Genomic DNA, 17760 nt, shown 5'->3' with positions numbered 1-17760 from the left:
CAGCGGGACAACGAAGATACTACGTGTTTCGCGTGCGCTTAGTGTTCGTAAGTGAAAACCCGATTAGCCCCCTACCTGTTCCCGCAATTTCTGAGCTAGACTTTCCCACATTTCTTGAAGTTCCTCTTCGTCGGTTTCTTCAGAATAGTCCATAACCCGCAGGTATACCTCCTGCGTTAGTTGGGATTCCTCTAAGCTGAAATCCAGAAAATTTGCATCGGGCGTATGGCGCTTATTTCCATCAAGAAACACGAACCGTACGGAGCGATTGGTGCGGTGCGAATTCATTTCAGCATAATGAGGCTGATTATCCCAGATGAAATTATAGTGGTGATCTTCATCAATTCTCACATCCTGACAAAACCATTGTGACAAGCCAGAAGCAGATGCCAAGTAGGGATACAGAATTTTCGGAGACGCATTAATAGGAAACTCGACCGTGAAGCGGTGTTTGCGACGGGTAGCAGAAAGGGGCATATCAGGGCAGACTAAATTAATTTCCCAACACCCCGAGGAATGTCGGACAGGAGCAATATACACGGCTTTTTTTCAACGAGACGCTTGCACAGAAACAAATATAGTTGCTACCTTTGCGGCACCAAAAACCCGGCGGGGTAGCTCAGTTGGTTAGAGCACAGGATTCATAACCCTGAGGTCACGAGTTCAACTCTCGTCCCCGCTACATGAAAAGGCCTCCCTATAGCAGGGAGGCCTTTTTCGTTTTTTCAGGGGACACTTTAGGGAACTGCGCATTACTACACTGCTAGTCATGAACCTTCCTTCTTACACTATTGCTACATTTTTAGTGATGTTTCGTACGCTGGAAGCTCCAGCTACGCGGAGGGCGGACCAGTAATGAATGGACAGACAGCCGAGCCCAGGCGGCTAGGCCCGTAATAAACAAAATGGCCGTGTTTTTGCTGACTGACCCATTTTCTACATTACTACTGTCCTTATGCATACGCTCGTTGCCCCTACCCTAGATCCTTCTATTACCAAACGCCATCACCTATTTACTACGCTTGTCGGAGTGGTAGCTGACCGGCATAAAGCCTATCTGAAAGAGCACGCTCTTCCGATTGAGTTCTGTTATACGCTGGAGTTAAACGAGGGCAAGGCACAGCTTAAGATTGAGCGGTGGGTGCCGTTGAATCTCAGTAGCGAATTGTATCAATGCTTTGCCAAGAGCTTTAAGTAAAGAAAAAGCCTCAGCGTTTGTTGGGGCTTCTTCCTCTACCAGTAATTGAATGCCTTAGCATGTTACTTCGGCACCAGGCGGGGCTGCTATAGATTAATCCGCTGAATTTTATTTTTCCTTTGTAATAAGACGAAACTATTACCTTATCTAGTGCTATCCACTAGCATGTTACTCAATAGGTCTGCCGCACCACATCGTTGCTCAAACCGCTTCCATCACCCAATAGAACTACTCCTTTGGTGGTAGGAGCCATGATGATTTGACCTGTGTGCAGCAAAGCCACGATGGCGGCTACATCTTGGCAGGTTACTCCTAATCTCCCCTTGACGGCGATAAATCCCAAGTTGGTCGAGGCGCTTCTGATGGTTGGGTCGTGAAAATGGATGCTCATGACACGAAAGTGTGAAATAAGACCATTGGCGCCTGCAACGCTGATATATTGAGTTCGGTGCTTCAAACCGCGAGGGGGACTATCTTCTTGGCGGCCTGTCCAATTCTAAACCAAGCGTCGACAAAACGTAAGCGAGTCTGGGCGATAGTGATTACTGGCTCGTCAAGCTTAATGCTAACGGCACCAGAGAGTGGGACAAGGTCATCGGCGGCAGTCTAGAGGTTCAGTTAACCTTTCTGCAGTAAATCCGCGATGGGGTACTACTGGAGCGCTTCGCCAGCCAATGTGCTAAAGCAAGACGCATACTGCCGCTGCGCCTTCGCGGCTAAGTCCGCCGTGTAAAGCTGGGTCAATTGAGTTACTTCCGGTAGCGAAAGCGTACCTTCCACATACTGTTGTCCCAGTAGGATCATGATCGGGGTTATTTCTCCCCCCCGCTGTATATCATAAAAGACAGCATCCAAGATCAGTTGCCGATCTTCCCCATTTAATATAGACATTCTAGCAAACGGCATAAAAAGCGTTAGATGATTCTTACAATCTAACAGCTCTTTTCCTGCCTCTATTTCTAGCAGGAAAAGAAATGAACAATTATCGCAATTAAAAAACCCTCGTTAGCATCCGGATTTTAGACGTTTATCAAAGGCGTTGTTTTAAACGCCTTATGGTGCGTTTCTATAAAATTAGGGGTCATTTTAGGAGCTAATAATAACAGGAGGCCCTCCACTCGTATGCTCATCTTCATCTTCTTAGGATAGAAATTAGCTTGTTAGCTGTAAGCGCGTTTTCTGGCCACAATAGGTGCAACCTTTTCTTACTGCTGAGGCTCATACAAGTACACTTCAATCTCGTCTTTGCAATGAAAAATATACTCGTGCTTTTCCTTTCCCTAGCCTCGCTCGTTTCTTGCCAAGAAGACAACTCGGTGGAGCCCGAGGCTAACGCTTACCCTCAAACGTGGCAGTTGGTTAAACTGACAGGACAAATCCCGAACTACATCAAGACGGGCGCGGACCTGCCTTGGCAAGAAACCTATGTCTTCCAGGGCGACAGTACCTTCACCAAAACGCGCCAGCAAGGCGATCAACTCCTACAAGCTAGCGGCACATTTTCCTTACGAAACTTTTCAGATGGTCAGTACGCCACTCTTACCTACGCAGCGGCTAACAGCATCATTGGCTCTTGCACGACAAGCATACTCAAAGAAACTCTCGTCATCAAAGCCAACGACACGCTGGTGAGTACCTGGCTGGCCTGTGATGGCCCGGGACTCGAGTATAAGAGAGTTAAATAGGATTGCGTAGCACAAGCGGTCGGGTAGACAGTGCCGAACAACGGCGAACGAGCCTTGAAGAGCGCATGTTCGCCGTTGTTCGTGGCGTGCTTCCTAGCGTGACTACAAAAAAGCCCCTTAGCGCATTGCAAAGGGGCTTTTCATTTTTGTGTGGCAAAATGCGGGGCAGATTCAGCACTATTTCCGCTTAAACTCCACCAAAACATAGGGTTGACAACCGTTTCCTTTCGATGTCGATTCTCTTGTTTTGGTCCCGTTCGTACGCTTGTACTATCTGTAAAGTGGCCTACCGGATTATCTGGTGTCCTTCCGGTTGAGTTGCTTGTAAGTCCTTTCCACCTTTCGGCGTGCCGGTAATCACACTTAGGTGGCTTATCAGCTGGCAACTCAACTGAAGCCAGCACCTGCGGCAGCGCTACGTGGCATACCTGGTCCGCCATATCAGTGTGGTGCTTAGGTCGAGTAGCTCGCAAGGCGTGGGAGGTGGCGGCTGCGCGGCAACAGCACGGCCGCCAAACGTGGGTTCTATTTGGCTTATTTGTAGATTAGCATCTTCTATCGAATCGTAACGCTGATAGCACTATGACTTCTATGGCTCCTTTTGAATAGGAATTGTTCGCAGCTTCCACTGATGAGCTACTTTCCGCGGTAGGTGCTCGTTTTCTATTCCATTCTTACACCACTTCCTATGCATGCAACTATACTCTTCCAACTCCAGCAAACCCTAGAGCGCCTGCAAGCCCAGCAAATTCCCATCTATAAAGCAGAAGACCAACTTGGCCTGCGGGTAATGCTAGTCTCTACCATTCGGAATTTACGGGGTCTGCACGCCGAGACGGGCGCATCTTCCTCTACCTATTTGCTGCTGCGCCGCATCGATTTACTCGAACAAGAGGTGCAAACCTTGGCCCGGCCCGGCAAGGTGGCCCTTGGCTCGTGGAACCTGCTGCACACCTACTTAACGGCCACTCTGGAAGCCACATTGAGCACGAGCGCCCCAGTCCACCAAGCAGAAACCATCCAGGCACCACCGGCAGAAGCTCATCCGCAGTGTACTGTTCTACCCCAAGAATGAGTACCATCGTCGCGCAACTCCAGCACACGCAACAGCGTCTGCTGCGTCTAAATCGTAGCTCGTATACCGTAGCCGACCAGCACGCGCTGCAAGAGATGCTGCTCACCACGATCCTGGAGCTGCAGGCTCTCTATTTCGACACGCTTGATTCCAGTCAGCGCATTCGCTTGTTGCACTGCTTAAGCGTGCTGGAACAAGAAATTCCCTTGTATGGATCTCCAGTTGAAACGTCCCTTTTGGCCTGGCAGCACTTGCACGAGTCGCTGCTCACCTGCATTGACATCTCAGTATCCGCTCAACTTTGCTCGGTGCCGTGAAGCAGCCACAATTTCTGCCGGCTAAAATCTTAGTACCACCTCTTACAAATCACACCTATTGCTGCGTAGCTGTAACTCTAAGAGAGGACCAGAACCGCCGCTAGAAACGTACCGATACTATATCAATTCCACCTATCATACTTTGAGTAAAGTGTAACAAATGGGTTTACCCTACGTCACAAATCAATTATCAATCTGTAGGACTTTTCTTCTGGACATGTGCATCGGGCCAATAGCACGGTGAGAATCATTTAATCTTATATACGCGGTTTAGCTGTTTCGATCGGCTAACTTCGGCAGCTACTCACCGCTACTCACTTAGAGCAAGGTTAAGATGGCGAAGCACGTGCTGGGGACTTTGGGGGTACTTCTTATTTCATGTAGCGCGTTAGCGCAGGAAATGCCGAAAGGCGCTACTGCGCTATCAGTGGAAATTGGACAAGGATTCACTCGGCCGCGGAGTGGGCCAGAACTCTATTTGGCTACTGGGCAGCTTGCCTGGCAGAAAACTCTGGTGCCCGAAAAATTGCGAGCGGGTTTGGTAGGCGGGGTTTTTCACCCGGGGTATCAAATTGGCGGTTTAGCAGGGGCACGCGTCACACTCAAGGTTTTCCAGCTACCGTCGGTGCTACTGAGCAAAGCAGGCCATGTACACGTGCTGGTGGAATACTTGCCCGCGGTGTACACCTCTACTCACTGGCGGCAATGGGTGGGCGGCGGTATTGGGGTAGAAACCAGTAATCTATTGGGGGTAGTAGTCAAGCTTCATCGGGACGTCCGTACGCCTACTACGTATGGGCAGTTGGCACTCACCTACAATCTCTCACACAAGTCGCCACCCGAATTATAAGCAAGTGAAATAGCATGGCAAAAACTGCTTTAGTAGTGAGTGGTGGCGGTTCCAAGGGAGCCTTCGCCGTTGGGGCGCTGCAGTACATCAACCAGCACGTGCAGGCCCTAACCAGCTTCGATTTGTATTGTGGTACCAGCACGGGCTCCCTTATCGTGCCCCTGGCTGCTTGTGGCGAAATAGCCCTTCTTGAGAAGATGTACACTACGCTCCGGCAGGATGAACTTGTCAAGCTCGGGGCCATTGGCAACCTCGTGACGGGTATCTCGCTGCACGACGCAACGCCGCTGAAAAACCAAATTGACACGGTACTGACCCAAGCGCGCTACGACCTGCTGCAAACTAAAGCTGTCCGCTTGTTTCTGGCGACAGTATGCTTGCAAACGGAACGGCTCGTGTACTGGAGCACGCAAGCGGCTGCTGCTACCCCGCATTATGACGTTGAGCGGGTACAGAACGTAAACGACCTCCGGCGGGCCATGCTGGCTTCGTGCTGCCAACCCGTGTTTATGCAACCGGTAGAAGTGCGAAAAGGCGCCGTACCGGTGCGGCAGTACGTGGATGGCGGGGTGCGCGAGGCAACGCCTTTGCAAGCCGCCATTGATCAGGGAGCCGAAACGATTTATGCTATTACGCTCAATCCCGAGCAGACACCTGCCGACAATACCACGAAAACAAGCGCTATTCAAGTTTTGGAGCGTACTATCGATTTGTTTAGCGAAGACGTTGGGGCTAATGACTACCGGGTGGCCCAACTTTACGAGCGGGGAAACCGGTACGTACAGGCCATCCGGGCCACACTATTAGCGCGTGGAGTATCGCAAACGGTAATCAACGAGGCTCTGGCAAGTTCAGCTAATCCTTTCACTGGAACGGCAGTAACCAAGATTCATGAGATTCGGCCGAAAGCTAAGTTAACAGAAGGCGGCCCCGGCGGATTGACGTTCCAACCCGCCGCCATGCAAACCATGCTGCAAAAAGGCTTCGAGCAGGCAAAGGCCTATTTCAGCGCCATAGCCTAATGCGAATTGCCCTTTCTTTTGCGTTCTTCCTGCCACGAGCGGCAGGTGCGTTTGTCGTGCAAAGGCTTCGATTTTACTTTATTGAATGCCTTGTTCACGCAGTAAGGATCATCAAATAACCTTGGAACGTCGAAAGTTGATTACCAGAATCAATGACTTTCATTCAGGGCTGGTGGACTAGCTTTTCATGCTGCGCGGGTGTGTAACTAGTGTAAATACTGAAAGGCTTCACTGTTCATCTATAGACACGCAGTGCCTTGCTTACCCCTCATCTTCTGCCCTCGAAATAGCGTGTAACAACTAGTAGTCGTGCCAGTTCAGGCCACCGACTAAGTGCTACAAGAGGTAATAGCACACTGGCTAGCTTAATACAAGGTGATGTTCAGCACTAAACCCTTGTGCCCTTTCTTTTGCGCACCAGCTATCTTAGTCGAGGCGAATAACAGATAGTAGTAACCCAAGGACGAGGTCCTCAGTACAGCGAAGAGCTTCCGCTGGCGTAAAGCACGCTTTTTACACTCTCCTACTACCTCAATGGGTAACCACCTTGCCCCATCACTGCTCCAATAAGCCGTTTGTCAGCCCCTTCCAGGCAACCTACATCCTATGCTGCGGGGGCTGTTAGTAGCAACTTCACTGTTACTAATAGGCTGCAACGGCTTTCCCAAGGACCCGGAACACACGCTGGATCAGGTGCGCAACGGCACGCTGATAGTTGGCTATTCGGCAAACCCACCGTGGGTGGTAAAGACAGCAAACGGGCCTACAGGCACCGAAGTGGCACTTGTGGAAGCCTTTGCGCGCACGCTACCGGCACAAATACAGTGGCGCAACGACACCGAGCAAAATCTGTTTGAAGCGCTGGAACATCGGCAAGTGCACGTAGTGGTAGCTGGCCTCACCGACCAAAATCCTTGGAAGGAGAAAGTAGCCTTCACCCGGCCTTATCAGGAAGTAGGCAAGGAAAAGCACGTGCTGGCTTCTATCCAAGGTGAAAATGCCTTTATCGTGGCCTTGGAGCGGTTTCTTCATCAGCAGGAAGCTACCCTGCCCCCATCGGTACAACCGTGAAACAGCTAGTCAGATTCGAATACCCACCCGAGCTTGTTCCCGCGTTTCGGCAGGCCAGACGCCTAGAATGGCTCACCATTGCTTACCTGATCAGCACGGCTGCCCTCATGTACCTGACTATGGGTCAGTCGCAGGCCATGAAAACGGCTTGGTTTGAAGATCTCCTGAGCTTAACCCCGGCCATTTCCTTCCATATCGCAACGCGTGTGATCCTACGGTCTCCCAACGAGGATTTCCCTTATGGCTATCATCGGGCCGTGAGCATTGCGTATTTGTGCAGTTCGGTGGCTTTGTTTGCAGTGGGTGGCTTTCTGTTGCTTGATTCGGCCACCACGTTGCTCAAAGCCGAGCACCCAACGATTGGTACGGTAGTAATTGCTGGGCACCAGATCTGGCTGGGTTACCTGATGATTGCGGCCCTGTTGTGGGGCACTTTTCCGGCGCTTTATTTGGGTAAGGAAAAGCTCCCCCTAGCTAAGCAGCTGCACGAAAAGAACTTGTACACCGACGCCGAGATGAACAAAGCCGACTGGATGACGGCGTCGGCTGCCATATTGGGCATCCTCGGTATCGGTATGGGCTGGTGGTGGGCCGATGCAGCCGCCGCTATTTTTATTGCCTTCGATATTGTGCGCGACGGCTTCACCAACCTCCGGCAGGCCGTGTTCGACTTGATGAACCAAGCCCCGAAAACCGTGGACGACCAAAAGCCTGATCCGCTGCTAGACCGGGTGCGAGAAACGCTGGCCGCGCAGCCGTGGGTAAAGGACTTCACTTTCCGGTTGCGTGAGGAAGGTCACATCTACTTGGGCGAAGGCTTTGTAGTGCCTACCGAAGTTAGCGACCAACTCGCTCAGCAGCTAGAAGACACAGCCCGGCAAATCGAGCAGCTTGATTGGCGAATTCACGAGTTCTTGCTCACGCCCGTCCGGGAACTGACAAAGCAAGAAAGAGCCTGACACATAAACCGCAGTATATTATTTCACTGGCAATTTGTTTCCGCCATGCTGCATGCCCCTAGCCTTACTCTGTGAGGCGCAAGGAGTGAATGGAAACAAAAGGCTGTAGTTCAAACAAGTGGGTAAGGATTTCACCTGTCGGCTCGGGCAAGGCGGCTTTTTCCGAAACCAACAAGTACGGTGCAATCGTGTCGTGCCAGAGCAGCGGCTCGGAGTAGAAATTGATGGCTACCTGGTGCCGGGACTGGTCGAGCAAGTCAGAGTTGATAAGCTCGAACTGAAACTTGGTGAAGGGCAGAAAGTGGCGGCCTTGGTTGTTAAGCACATCCGGCACGAGACCTCCTAGCTGCTGCACATACCCGCGCACGGCGGCACTGACCAGAAAATGCAGCTTCTCCGCTCCCGGTACGTGCTGTACCAACTCGCCAAACGTGCGGTATTGCCGCTGCTGGTTGAAGTACTGCGCTTGTAGACGAAATTCAGCGTACGTGTCGTTGAACACCAGCTTGTCCCACGGACGGGTCACAGTGGCATCGATAACTTTGCGGTAGCTAACGGTGATGGTTCGCTCGGCCATAACATAAGTAAAGAAGACGCCACAGGAACATCTGCCGCGTCTTTGCACACGGAAATAAAGAATGTAATACGATGCCGTTAAGCGGCCACTCCGAGCGAAATAGTTAGCTCGAAGCCAGCCGTGGTGCTGCCCGTCACGGTGGCAAGTTCTTGCGTCACGCCGTCGCTGAAGACGTTGTCGTTGGCGTTGAGGGTGTAGCCGCTCATACCCTTGGCGTAGCCATTGACGGCGGCCACGGCCGAGCCTGTGCCTTCGGGAAGGCAATCTGCGTTACTTTCAGCGAGGTGCCGCTGGCCGAGTAGATGTGCACGTGGATGTGGGTGGCGCGGCCGGAGTACCAGCCGGGGAAGATGGTGGTAAACGTCACCAGCCCGTTGGCGTTGGTGGTCTGGCGGCCGCGTAGGAAGTGTACGCTCTGGAGGTTGGTGCTTTGCATGCCCGTGCCGCCGTACTCGGAATAGTTGCCCTCGGCGTCGCAGTGCCAGATGTCCACCAACGCGCCGGCCAAGCCCGCGCAGTTGTTGTTGGTGTTGGTGATGGTAATTTTGGCCGTCATCTTGTGGCCGGTTTTGCCATCTGTGATGTCGCTGCGCACATAGGAAGCGGGCGCCTTGGTGGGAAATGGCCCTTCGGTTTCGGTGGGCGAAACCGAGCAACTGCCCGACATGCCCGTGCCGGTCGTGCCCCCGGTTGTGTCGGTGGCAGGCGTCACCTCCTCCGATTCTTTGCCGCAGGCGGAGAGAAGCGCTGGCGTTGAGATAGCGCTTACGAACAGGCTCTTAAGAAAGTGTTTGCGTTCCATGGGATGAAAGTGTAGAAGACCAAGACGTTGATTGCTTGGTACAAACTTGCACTTCCTCCTTGTAGCTCGTCTCCAACAATCGACGGTTTCCGCTGCCTACTCGACAGATTGCCAATGCCCCTTCCACCAAAACAACGATTACGGTTATTTACACGCACTTTGTTAGGTAGCCTAAACTACTACTGCCCGGCCTCTAGCATATTTGTAGAGACCGGGCAGTAGTTAGAATATTCCAATACGCATTGCTGGCTACACCATCCAAGAGCCGAGAGATTCTTAACAGAATAAAGGTCTTCTGGTGGGGTAAGAGGCCAGCCGGCGAGCTAAGAGCTAGCGGATTGGGGGCAGGGTTGCTTCTAGCTGCGCGCGCCGGGGCTCGTGCTGTTTGGGCAACATCAGATGCGTACCTAACTCGGCCAATGGCTCGTCCACGGTGAAGCCCGGGTTTTCGGTGGCAATTTCAAACAGCACCCCGCCTGGCTCGCGGAAGTACACCGAATGGAAATAGTCACGGTCGATTTGGGGGTGGGCTGCAAGCCTTTCGCAATCAGCTTCTGGCGGATAGCAAGTTCGGCTTCGTCGTCTTTCACCCGGAAAGCAATGTGGTGAACCGAGCCGCCCGCCGTGAGGCTGCGGCCTTCGCCGGGCACTTCCACCAAGTCGATATAGGCGGCGGTTGGTACTGTGTCGGTGACGTAGCGGTAGCGGTTCACGTTTTGCTCCAGCAACTTATACCCGAACACGTCTGTCAGGATATCGGCCGTGGCGGCTACGCTGGCCAGCGTTAGGGTGACGGTGTGGAAACCTTTGGTAGCGGCGTCGGCGCCTACTTCGGGCGTGGTCCAGGGGGTGCGGGCGTCAGGCGTTTTCGAGACGATAAGCTCTAGCTTGAGGCCGTCGGGGTCGAGGAAGGTGAGGTACTGCTCCCCGAATTTCATGCTCGGCTTGTTGTAGGTCACGCCGTGCGCGTCGAAACGCTTCATCCAGAAATCGAAGCTGCCTTCGGGCACCGAGTATCCGATTTCGGTGGCCTGACCGGTGCCACGGCGGCCCGAGGTGATGTTGGTCCAGGGAAAGAACGTGAGGATGGTGCCAGCCGAGCCGGTTTCGTCGCCGAAGTAGAAGTGATAAGTGCTAGGGTCGTCGAAGTTGACGGTTTTTTTCACCATGCGCAGCCCGAGCACTTTGGTGTAGAAATCGTAGTTGCGCTGAGCGTTGCCAGCAATGGCCGTCACGTGGTGCAGACCTAAGATGCGAGATTCCATAGGAAAAGTGAAAAGCGAGAGGTAAATGAAAGACTAGATGCGCAGCAGCTCTTGAGGTCGTGCGCTAAAGACAACAGGTCAACCGGCCCGTGTCGGCAAGCCAGGCAGTAGCAGCACTACCCCACTGACTTCTTGAAAACCAGCGTGTTGGCGGCGACAATTTCTTCTTGCGAAATCGTGTGGCCCATGTTAGGGTACACCTTTTCCGTAACGGCGGCGCCTAGGGTAGTCAGCAGCGCCGTGGAGGCGCGGACTCGCTCGACGGGCACGTGGGGGTCCGGGTCGCTGGTACCGATGTAAATGGGCGTGCCCTCGAAATTACCGGTGTAGTTGTCTTGGTACACCCGGTCACCTATCACCCCCCCGTGAAAGCAACTACGCCACCGTAGCGGGCCGCGTGGCGGGCCACGTATTCCAGCGTGAGGCAAGCGCCTTGCGAGAAGCCTAGGAAATAGATGTTTTCTTGGGTGATGCCCTGTGCTTCGGCCGCCGCTACGGCCCGGCCCACGGCAGCCAGCGCGTCGGAGAGCCAGGGCTCGTTTTGGGTGGGTGGCACCAGAAAGGAGTACGGGTACCAGGTGTTCTGCGTGGCTTGCGGGGCCAGCAAGGCGAAATCGGGCACGTGCAGGTAGGAGGCCAAGGAGAGGATATCGGCGGCGCTACCGCCCCGGCCGTGAAGCAGAATCAGGGCTTTGGTTGCGGTGGCTAGCGCCAGGCCGGCGGTACGGAGGGGTTCTTGATGCATAAGACCGAAGGCCAGAAATAGTGAAGCAGGAAACGTACTGCAATGAAACAACAAAGGACGCACCCGGGCCGGACCAGCAACAGGGTCAAATCCTGCAATCCGAGGTACATATCCTGGCTGCACCGGATAGTCGGCCAGCGCCCGAATCTAGGATATATACCTCGAATTGCAGGATTTGACTATGGAGTGAAGCCGCTAGCTCCGGGACCTTTGAGTTGCCTATAACGGCCAGCGCTGGCCCCAGGTAGCGCCCGGCAAGTCGTACGCCCTTCCTAACGGACTGCTATCCGCCACGAAATTTTCTCTCAGTTGCTAACGCTTAGCAACCCGCACGTACTAGCATGGACTCTCCCCTGTTTTCGCCCTTAGAAATTCGCAGTCTGCACCTGAAAAACCGCCTAGTGATGTCGCCCATGCAGCAGTACGTCAGCCCGGAAGGGCTGGTGGGGGCTTGGCACCTGGTGCACTTGGGCAGCCGGGCCGTGGGCGGCGTGGGTTTGGTGATTACCGAGGCCACTGCCGTAAGCCCGGAGGGACGTAATACGCTGTTTGATACCGGACTCTGGAATGAAGCCCAAGTTGCAGCCTGGCAACCCGTTGTGCAGTTTGTACAGGCGCAGGGCGCCAAAATAGCAGTGCAACTCTGGCACGCGGGCGGCAAGGGCAGCCACGCGCATCCTGCTGCTGGCTTCCACTACATTGCCCCGGCTGAAGGCGGCTGGATCACCAAAAGCGCCTCCGCCGTTTCCCTTGACCCGCACCAGACTTCTCAGGCCCTGACCGTAGCAGAAATCCAGGCCTTAGTTGGAGACTTCCGGGAGGCGGCTATCCGCGCCGTTCAGGCTGGTTTCGATGCTATTGAGTTGCACGCCGGCCACGGGTACTTGTTTCACCAGTTTTATTCGGAGCTAACCAACCACCGCTCCGATGAGTACGGCGGCAGCTTCGACAACCGGATTCGGTTGCTCGTGGAAACGGTGCAAGCCATCCGGGCCGTCATCCCTGACGTGATGCCCCTGCTGGTTCGCCTCTCCGCCGTTGACTTCTCCGACGAGCCGCAGGCCTGGCACCTAGCTGATTCGGTGCGCTTGGCTGCCGTGTTGCAGCAGCACGGCGTCGATGTGGTTACGGCCTCGGCCGGCGGGTTCGGGGCGCCCGACCGAAGTAAAGTGGTGCCACTCTACCAAGTGCCGTACGCCGAGAAAATCAGGGCCGCTACCGGCGTCCTGACCGGAGCCGTGGGGCTCATAACTACGCCCGAGCAAGCTAATACCATCATTGCCAGCGGCCAAGCCGACTTGGTGGTGCTGGCCCGGGAGCTACTGCGCGACCCGTACTTCCCGCTCCGGGCTGCCGCTGCGCTACACACCAAAACGCCCGTGCCAGTGCCCTATACCCGCGCTTTTTAGGCTGGTGGCCACGGCTTAATTCAGGTCTTCCCGCGTCGAGTGTACTTCCGCTTTCAACTCCGTTTTGCTGGCAGCATGAAAAAACTAACGCTTTTTGGCACCCCCGATTCTCCGGAGCTTTACCCTTTGCGGGATTTCCTGCAACGGAGCGTGGTGGAGTACGATTGGATTGACCTTGGCGCGACGCCAAACTTGCCCACTAGCTTAGTTGAGGCGCAGGCAAAGGGCAGTGTGCGTTCAGTTGTGGAATTTCCGGGCGGCAAGCTTGTCGTGAACCCTACAGTAGCGGAAGTGGCCCAGGAATTGGGCTGGATCAGCAAACCTAGCTACCAAGAATACGACTTGTCGATATACGGGGCCGGGCCGGCGGGCCTGAGTGCCGCGGTGTACGCCGCTTCCGAAGGGCTCCGCACCGTGCTTATCGAGCGCGAAGCCGTGGGCGGACAGGCGGGCACTAGTTCCTTGATCGAAAATTACATGGGTTTTCCGGAGGGCATTGCCGGGGCTACGCTAGCCGAACGCGCCCGCCAGCAGGCCCTTAAGTTTGGAGTGGAAATTCTGCTGCTGCGCGAAGGCATTAAGGGTACGTTTTACGACCACCACATTCACGTCGATTTAGCCAGCGGCGACCAGTTGGTGGCCCGCGCCAACATTTGCGCAACGGGGGTGGAATACGAAAAGCTTAACCTAAAGAACGAAGCCCGCTTTTTCAATAAGGGGGTATACTACGGCGCGGGAGCTGGCGAGGCAATTTTCTGCCGCGGCAAGGACGTATTCGTGGTGGGCGGCGGCAATTCAGCGGGCCAGGCTGCTTCCTATTTTGCGGGCTTTGCCCGGCGCGTGTACTTAGTTGTGCGCAAAGGCAACTTGGCGGCTACTCTCTCCGACTACCTCGTCAAGCGCGTGACCACCATTCCCAACATTGAAATCTTGTACAACTCGACCGTGCAGGAACTGGCCGGCGATGAGGTGTTACAGGGGATTAAGGTGGTAAACTCCCTGAACGGCACTGCCACCTGGCACGATACGAGCAAGCTCTTTATATGCATCGGCGGCAAGCCCAACACCCTTTGGGCCAGCGAAACCAACATCATTCGGGACCCTAACGGTTACCTGATTACGGGCAACGACCTTGTAGGCCGCGCTGGCTTCCCCAAATGTTGGCCCCTGGCGCGTCCGCCCTATCACCTCGAAACCAGCGTACCCGGCTCGTTTGCGGCCGGCGATGTGCGCCTGAATTCCGTCAAGCGGGTTGCTTCGGCGGTGGGCGAAGGGGCCATGGCCGTAACGCTGGTGCACAAATACCTGGCGGAGCTAGACAAAACAAACAGCTAAACACTGGCTGCTCTCGGCTCCTTTCCTCACAACAATTCCAGCCCATGAACACCTACGATACGCTCACCGAAGCCATAGCGGACCTGCGCCAGCGGGACTACGTGCTCGATTACAACCTGATTGACGGAGTAGCCCAATGCCAGCAGCTCCCCGAAATGCTAAGTCCCCATGAGCTCGCTGTTCAGGAGGTGTACCGCTTCGAAGGTGCGTCCGACCCCGACGATAACATGGTGCTTTACGCACTGCAATCCAAGAAAAACCCCGCCAACAAAGGCCTGCTGGTAGCCGCGTACGGCCCCTACGTGGAAACGCAGGCCGCCGAGTTTATTCAGCAGCTCGACGCCTTGTAACTACCTCTGAAGTTTCCGCATGAAAAAAACATTTGTGCTCGTACACGGGGCCTGGTCGGGTGAATACGCTTGGGACTTGTTGCGGCCGCAGCTAGAGCACCTAGGGCACCGGGTCGTGACGTTCAACCTGCCGGGGCACGAAGGCGAGCCGCCCCCGCTGGCTGAGCTAACGCTTGAACGCTATGTGGCCGCTACCATCGAGCACGTAGCGGCCGAAACGGGGCGGGTGGTGCTGGTTGGTCACAGCATGGCGGGCATGATTATTTCGCAAGTGGCCGAGTACCTTCCCGCCAAAATCGCGCGGTTGGTGTACCTATGCGCCTACCTGCCCCGCAACAACCAAAGCGCCTTCGACTTTCCCGACCCCGATAGCCTAATGCTAGCCAACCTGGTGCTATCGGCCGACCAGCGGACGGCCACCATTCAGCCGGCCGCTATCGTGCCCATTTTTGCGGCAGATTGCTCGCCGGCTGTTCAGCAACTAGTTGTAGCGCGGCACCGCCCCGAGGCGCTAACTCCGTTCCAGGACAAGGTGACGCTAACCGAGGGCAACTTCGGGCGGGTTTTGAAATGCTACATCGAAACCCTACACGACGTCGGCATTAGCACCAATCTGCAACGGCAGATGCTGCTCGCCGATGGCACCGTGGCCGATATTGCCGCCCTAGACTGCGGCCATAGCCCGCATTTTGCGAAGCCCGCCGAGCTGGCCGCTCTCCTGGACAGCATCTAATTTACCGGCGCCGCTCTTTGCTGGTTCGGGCTATTTGTCTGCGGCTGGTTTAACAGTTGTATCAAGCGGCTTCAACTCCCCAAATACAGTGGGAATCAGCTCCGACACGGTGGGGTGAATAAACACGTTGCGGCGCATGAAGGCGGCGGTTTGCTGTGCGTACATGGCCGTAATGATACAGTGAATGGCCTCGTCGCCGCCGGTGCCCACAATGCTGGCGCCCAAAATCTGGTCGGTTTCAGCGTGCACCAGTACCTTCATAAAGCCTTGCGTTTCGCCTTTCTCCACGGCTCGCCCGACTTTAGTCATGGGCCGCTTGCCCATCAGGGCCGGGGTGCCGGCGGCGCGCACTTCAGCTTCCGTCAGACCTACTTTGGCGTAGGGTGGGTCGAGGTAGACGGCCCAAGCGGGCAGCCGGTCGCTGAGCCGTCGCTGGCCTTGGTCGAGTAGGTTGGCGGCTACTATCTCGAAGTCGTTGTAGGCGGTGTGGGTGAAGGCGCCCCGCCCGTTGCAGTCGCCTAGCGCCCAAATACCCGGCACGGCGGTGCGCAGTTCTTCATCAACGGGCAAGTAGCCGCGGGCATCGGCTTGCAAACCGGCTTTTTCCAGCGCCAAATCATCAGTGTTGGGCTGGCGGCCCATGGCCAACAGCAAGTGAGAGCCGCGGCTCGGCGACGGATCATCTTCGCAACTAACATGCACCACCGGCTGCCCTTCTTCCTGCCCTAGGCTAATGCATTCGGCCCCAAGCCGGAGCGTGATGCCTTCCGCGGCCAGAATATCGGCTACGGCGGCGGATACATCCTCATCGTCGTGGGGCAGTAGGCGCCGACTCCGCTCGACTATAGTTACCTCTGACCCCAGCCGCCGAAACATTTGCGCAAACTCCAGCCCTACCGCCCCCGCGCCCACTATCACCAAATGCGTTGGCAGCTCTTCCAGCGCCAATAGGGTGGTGCTGGTAAGATAGGGCACTTCGCTTATGCCAGGCAAAGGCGGACTGGCGGGCCGGCCGCCTACGTTCAGGAAAATGTGCTTGGCCTCTAGCACCTCGTCGCCCACTTGCATGGTAGTTGGCGACAGAAAGCGGGCCGTGCCCCGGAAAACGGTGCAGTTGGGCATTTGCTGCAGCCACTTCTCCAAGCCAGCGCGCGAGGAAGCTACAATGCTGTCTTTGCGGGCTTTCACCTGGGCTAAGTTCACCGTAAATTCCGGCACCGGGCCCAGACCATAGTTCGCCGCTTGGCGCAGGGTGTGCGCCGCTTTGGCGCTAGCAATCATGGCTTTGGTGGGCGTACACCCCGTATTGACGCAGGTACCGCCGAAGTTTTTGCGTTCTACCAAGCCTACCGTCCAGCCGGCAGCCGTTAGCCGCCCCGCTAATGATGGGCCCGCCTGGCCCGCTCCAATTATCAGCGCATCAAAAGAGTGATTCATACCGAGTAACCTTGCTTAGGTGACACTAGACCAACGGCCGTTCCGAGCTGCCGCGCATTCGGCCGGGCGGAAAGTACACATTGGCACCTGCTTGTGCTACACGGCGCTGCGATAAATGCCGCCATCTACCCGCAAGGCGGCCCCGTTGATGGCTCCGGCCAGGCCACTGCATATAAATACGGCAAAATCGGCAATTTCTTGGGGCCGAATCAGGCGGCCGATAATGGACGTAGGACGGTTTTCGGCCATAAAGCGCCGCTCACCTACGGCAAACTCATCGTCCGGGAAAACTTTCTTGACTAGTTCCTGCACGCCCGGCGTAAGCGTAGAGCCCGGCAACAGTGAATTCACCGTAACGTTGGTGCCGTGGGTGCGCTCTGCTAAGCTGCGCGAAATAGAAAGCTGCATGAGCTTGGTGGCACTGTACGGGGCCATATCAGCGGCAGCCGTCAGGGCGGCTTCGCTGGAAATGAACAGAACGCGGCCCGTGTTGCGCGCAATCATGCCGGGCAGGTAATGACGCGAGAGCCGCACTCCGCTTTGGATATTTACGTCAAATATACGTTGCCAGTCTTCGTCGGTGAGGGTGAAAACGTCGTGGTTTTCGTAGATGCCCAGGTTGTTGACGAGTATGTCCACGTCGGGGTATTCGGCAATGGTACGGGCTCCGCCTTCGGCCGTGCCGTTGTCGGCCGCCAGGGGTAGCAACTTCGCCTCGGGCAAATCGGCGCGCAGTTGGGCAGTGGCTTGCGCTACGCTGTCCTCGGTCCGGCCATTAATAATTACGGTGGCTCCCTCGCGAGCAAAGGAACGGGCAATTTCCAACCCGATGCCTCCAGTGGAAGCCGTAACCAAGACAGTTTTATTCTGCAATTTTAAATCCATGAAACGTCGTTTTCTAGTGTGTGAATGCAACAGGTAAACAGCTTG

The 17760-nt window shown here is 55.2% G+C and carries 23 protein-coding genes and 1 tRNA gene; 13 read left to right on the top strand and 11 right to left on the bottom strand.

The features are described from left to right. Positions 1-63: 63 nt before the first annotated feature. Positions 64-477: an START-like domain-containing protein gene (locus tag MUN86_RS11110; protein ID WP_245125353.1), complete on the bottom strand. Its 414-nt coding sequence runs from the start codon at positions 475-477 to the stop codon at positions 64-66. A 131-nt stretch (positions 478-608) separates the two neighbouring features. Between MUN86_RS11110 and MUN86_RS11105 the strand changes: the two genes are divergently transcribed. Both MUN86_RS11105 and MUN86_RS11100 read left to right on the top strand, forming a co-directional pair. Beyond that, a tRNA-Met gene (locus tag MUN86_RS11105) sits at positions 609-682 on the top strand. Between the two features lie 273 nt (positions 683-955). Then, positions 956-1198 carry a hypothetical protein gene (locus MUN86_RS11100; protein WP_245125349.1) on the top strand — a complete coding sequence of 81 codons (243 nt, stop codon included), beginning with the start codon at positions 956-958 and terminating at the stop codon, positions 1196-1198. Positions 1199-1370: 172 nt separating this feature from the next. Here the strand turns inward: MUN86_RS11100 and MUN86_RS11095 are convergent, their stop codons facing one another. Both MUN86_RS11095 and MUN86_RS11090 read right to left on the bottom strand, forming a co-directional pair. Then, complete coding sequence (locus MUN86_RS11095; RefSeq protein ID WP_245125346.1) at positions 1371-1589, bottom strand: hypothetical protein; 219 nt, start codon at positions 1587-1589, stop codon at positions 1371-1373. A 260-nt stretch (positions 1590-1849) separates the two neighbouring features. Then, entirely contained in the window at positions 1850-2002 is a 153-nt protein-coding gene (locus MUN86_RS11090) for a hypothetical protein (RefSeq protein WP_245125343.1), read from the bottom strand. Positions 2003-2448: 446 nt separating this feature from the next. Here MUN86_RS11090 and MUN86_RS11085 point away from each other — a divergent pair, with 446 nt between their 5' ends. From MUN86_RS11085 to MUN86_RS11055, 7 genes are all read left to right on the top strand, one after another. Further along, complete coding sequence (locus MUN86_RS11085) at positions 2449-2883, top strand: hypothetical protein (protein WP_245125340.1); 435 nt, start codon at positions 2449-2451, stop codon at positions 2881-2883. Positions 2884-3571: 688 nt separating this feature from the next. Then, on the top strand, positions 3572-3958 hold the full coding sequence (locus tag MUN86_RS11080; protein ID WP_245125338.1) for a hypothetical protein: 387 nt from the start codon (positions 3572-3574) through the stop codon (positions 3956-3958). Further along, positions 3955-4275, top strand: coding sequence for a hypothetical protein (locus MUN86_RS11075; RefSeq protein ID WP_245125335.1), 321 nt, complete (start codon positions 3955-3957; stop codon positions 4273-4275). Before MUN86_RS11080 ends, MUN86_RS11075 begins: the two co-directional genes overlap by 4 nt. A 400-nt stretch (positions 4276-4675) precedes the next feature. Then, on the top strand, positions 4676-5125 hold the full coding sequence (locus tag MUN86_RS11070; RefSeq protein WP_245125333.1) for a hypothetical protein: 450 nt from the start codon (positions 4676-4678) through the stop codon (positions 5123-5125). A gap of 14 nt (positions 5126-5139) precedes the next feature. Further along, positions 5140-6147, top strand: a complete 1008-nt coding sequence (locus MUN86_RS11065; RefSeq protein ID WP_245125330.1) for a patatin-like phospholipase family protein — start codon at positions 5140-5142, stop codon at positions 6145-6147. Positions 6148-6753: 606 nt separating this feature from the next. Beyond that, the gene (locus tag MUN86_RS11060) at positions 6754-7218 is read left to right on the top strand and encodes a transporter substrate-binding domain-containing protein (protein ID WP_245125328.1); all 465 of its coding nucleotides are present in this window, start codon (positions 6754-6756) and stop codon (positions 7216-7218) included. Continuing rightward, complete coding sequence (locus tag MUN86_RS11055) at positions 7215-8177, top strand: cation efflux transmembrane domain-containing protein (protein WP_245125325.1); 963 nt, start codon at positions 7215-7217, stop codon at positions 8175-8177. Before MUN86_RS11060 ends, MUN86_RS11055 begins: the two co-directional genes overlap by 4 nt. Before the next feature lie 64 nt (positions 8178-8241). On the opposite strand, the gene MUN86_RS11050 is transcribed toward MUN86_RS11055, so the two are convergent. From MUN86_RS11050 to MUN86_RS31740, 6 genes are all read right to left on the bottom strand, one after another. Beyond that, entirely contained in the window at positions 8242-8754 is a 513-nt protein-coding gene (locus tag MUN86_RS11050) for a hypothetical protein (RefSeq protein WP_245125322.1), read from the bottom strand. 77 nt (positions 8755-8831) lie between these two features. After that, positions 8832-8960, bottom strand: a complete 129-nt coding sequence (locus MUN86_RS31750; RefSeq protein ID WP_311181995.1) for a hypothetical protein — start codon at positions 8958-8960, stop codon at positions 8832-8834. Then, positions 8957-9556, bottom strand: coding sequence for a dioxygenase family protein (locus MUN86_RS11045; RefSeq protein WP_311181993.1), 600 nt, complete (start codon positions 9554-9556; stop codon positions 8957-8959). The genes MUN86_RS31750 and MUN86_RS11045 overlap by 4 nt, the downstream gene beginning before the upstream one ends. Positions 9557-9963: 407 nt before the next feature. Beyond that, entirely contained in the window at positions 9964-10821 is an 858-nt protein-coding gene (locus MUN86_RS11040; RefSeq protein WP_311181991.1) for a ring-cleaving dioxygenase, read from the bottom strand. A 116-nt stretch (positions 10822-10937) separates the two neighbouring features. Further along, the gene (locus tag MUN86_RS31745; protein WP_311181990.1) at positions 10938-11180 is read right to left on the bottom strand and encodes an alpha/beta hydrolase; all 243 of its coding nucleotides are present in this window, start codon (positions 11178-11180) and stop codon (positions 10938-10940) included. Beyond that, positions 11177-11566, bottom strand: coding sequence for an alpha/beta hydrolase (locus MUN86_RS31740; protein WP_311181988.1), 390 nt, complete (start codon positions 11564-11566; stop codon positions 11177-11179). The genes MUN86_RS31745 and MUN86_RS31740 overlap by 4 nt, the downstream gene beginning before the upstream one ends. A gap of 341 nt (positions 11567-11907) precedes the next feature. Here MUN86_RS31740 and MUN86_RS11030 point away from each other — a divergent pair, with 341 nt between their 5' ends. From MUN86_RS11030 to MUN86_RS11015, 4 genes are all read left to right on the top strand, one after another. Next, the gene (locus tag MUN86_RS11030; RefSeq protein ID WP_245125319.1) at positions 11908-12975 is read left to right on the top strand and encodes an NADH:flavin oxidoreductase/NADH oxidase; all 1068 of its coding nucleotides are present in this window, start codon (positions 11908-11910) and stop codon (positions 12973-12975) included. A gap of 75 nt (positions 12976-13050) precedes the next feature. Next, positions 13051-14310: an NAD(P)/FAD-dependent oxidoreductase gene (locus MUN86_RS11025; RefSeq protein ID WP_245125316.1), complete on the top strand. Its 1260-nt coding sequence runs from the start codon at positions 13051-13053 to the stop codon at positions 14308-14310. A 44-nt stretch (positions 14311-14354) separates the two neighbouring features. Then, positions 14355-14660 carry a phosphoribosylpyrophosphate synthetase gene (locus tag MUN86_RS11020; protein WP_245125314.1) on the top strand — a complete coding sequence of 102 codons (306 nt, stop codon included), beginning with the start codon at positions 14355-14357 and terminating at the stop codon, positions 14658-14660. Positions 14661-14679: 19 nt separating this feature from the next. Next, entirely contained in the window at positions 14680-15393 is a 714-nt protein-coding gene (locus MUN86_RS11015; RefSeq protein ID WP_245125311.1) for an alpha/beta fold hydrolase, read from the top strand. Positions 15394-15423: 30 nt separating this feature from the next. On the opposite strand, the gene MUN86_RS11010 is transcribed toward MUN86_RS11015, so the two are convergent. Together MUN86_RS11010 and MUN86_RS11005 are read right to left on the bottom strand one after the other, a co-directional pair. Beyond that, positions 15424-16830 (bottom strand): FAD-containing oxidoreductase, encoded by a 1407-nt coding sequence (locus tag MUN86_RS11010; protein ID WP_245125308.1) that lies wholly within the window; start codon positions 16828-16830, stop codon positions 15424-15426. A gap of 96 nt (positions 16831-16926) precedes the next feature. Next, on the bottom strand, positions 16927-17715 hold the full coding sequence (locus MUN86_RS11005; protein ID WP_245125305.1) for an SDR family NAD(P)-dependent oxidoreductase: 789 nt from the start codon (positions 17713-17715) through the stop codon (positions 16927-16929). Positions 17716-17760 lie beyond the last annotated feature (45 nt).

The organism is Hymenobacter volaticus, from assembly GCF_022921055.1.
Taxonomy (GTDB): Bacteria; Bacteroidota; Bacteroidia; order Cytophagales; family Hymenobacteraceae; genus Hymenobacter; species Hymenobacter volaticus.
This window is presented reverse-complemented; position numbering and strand designations above follow the sequence as displayed.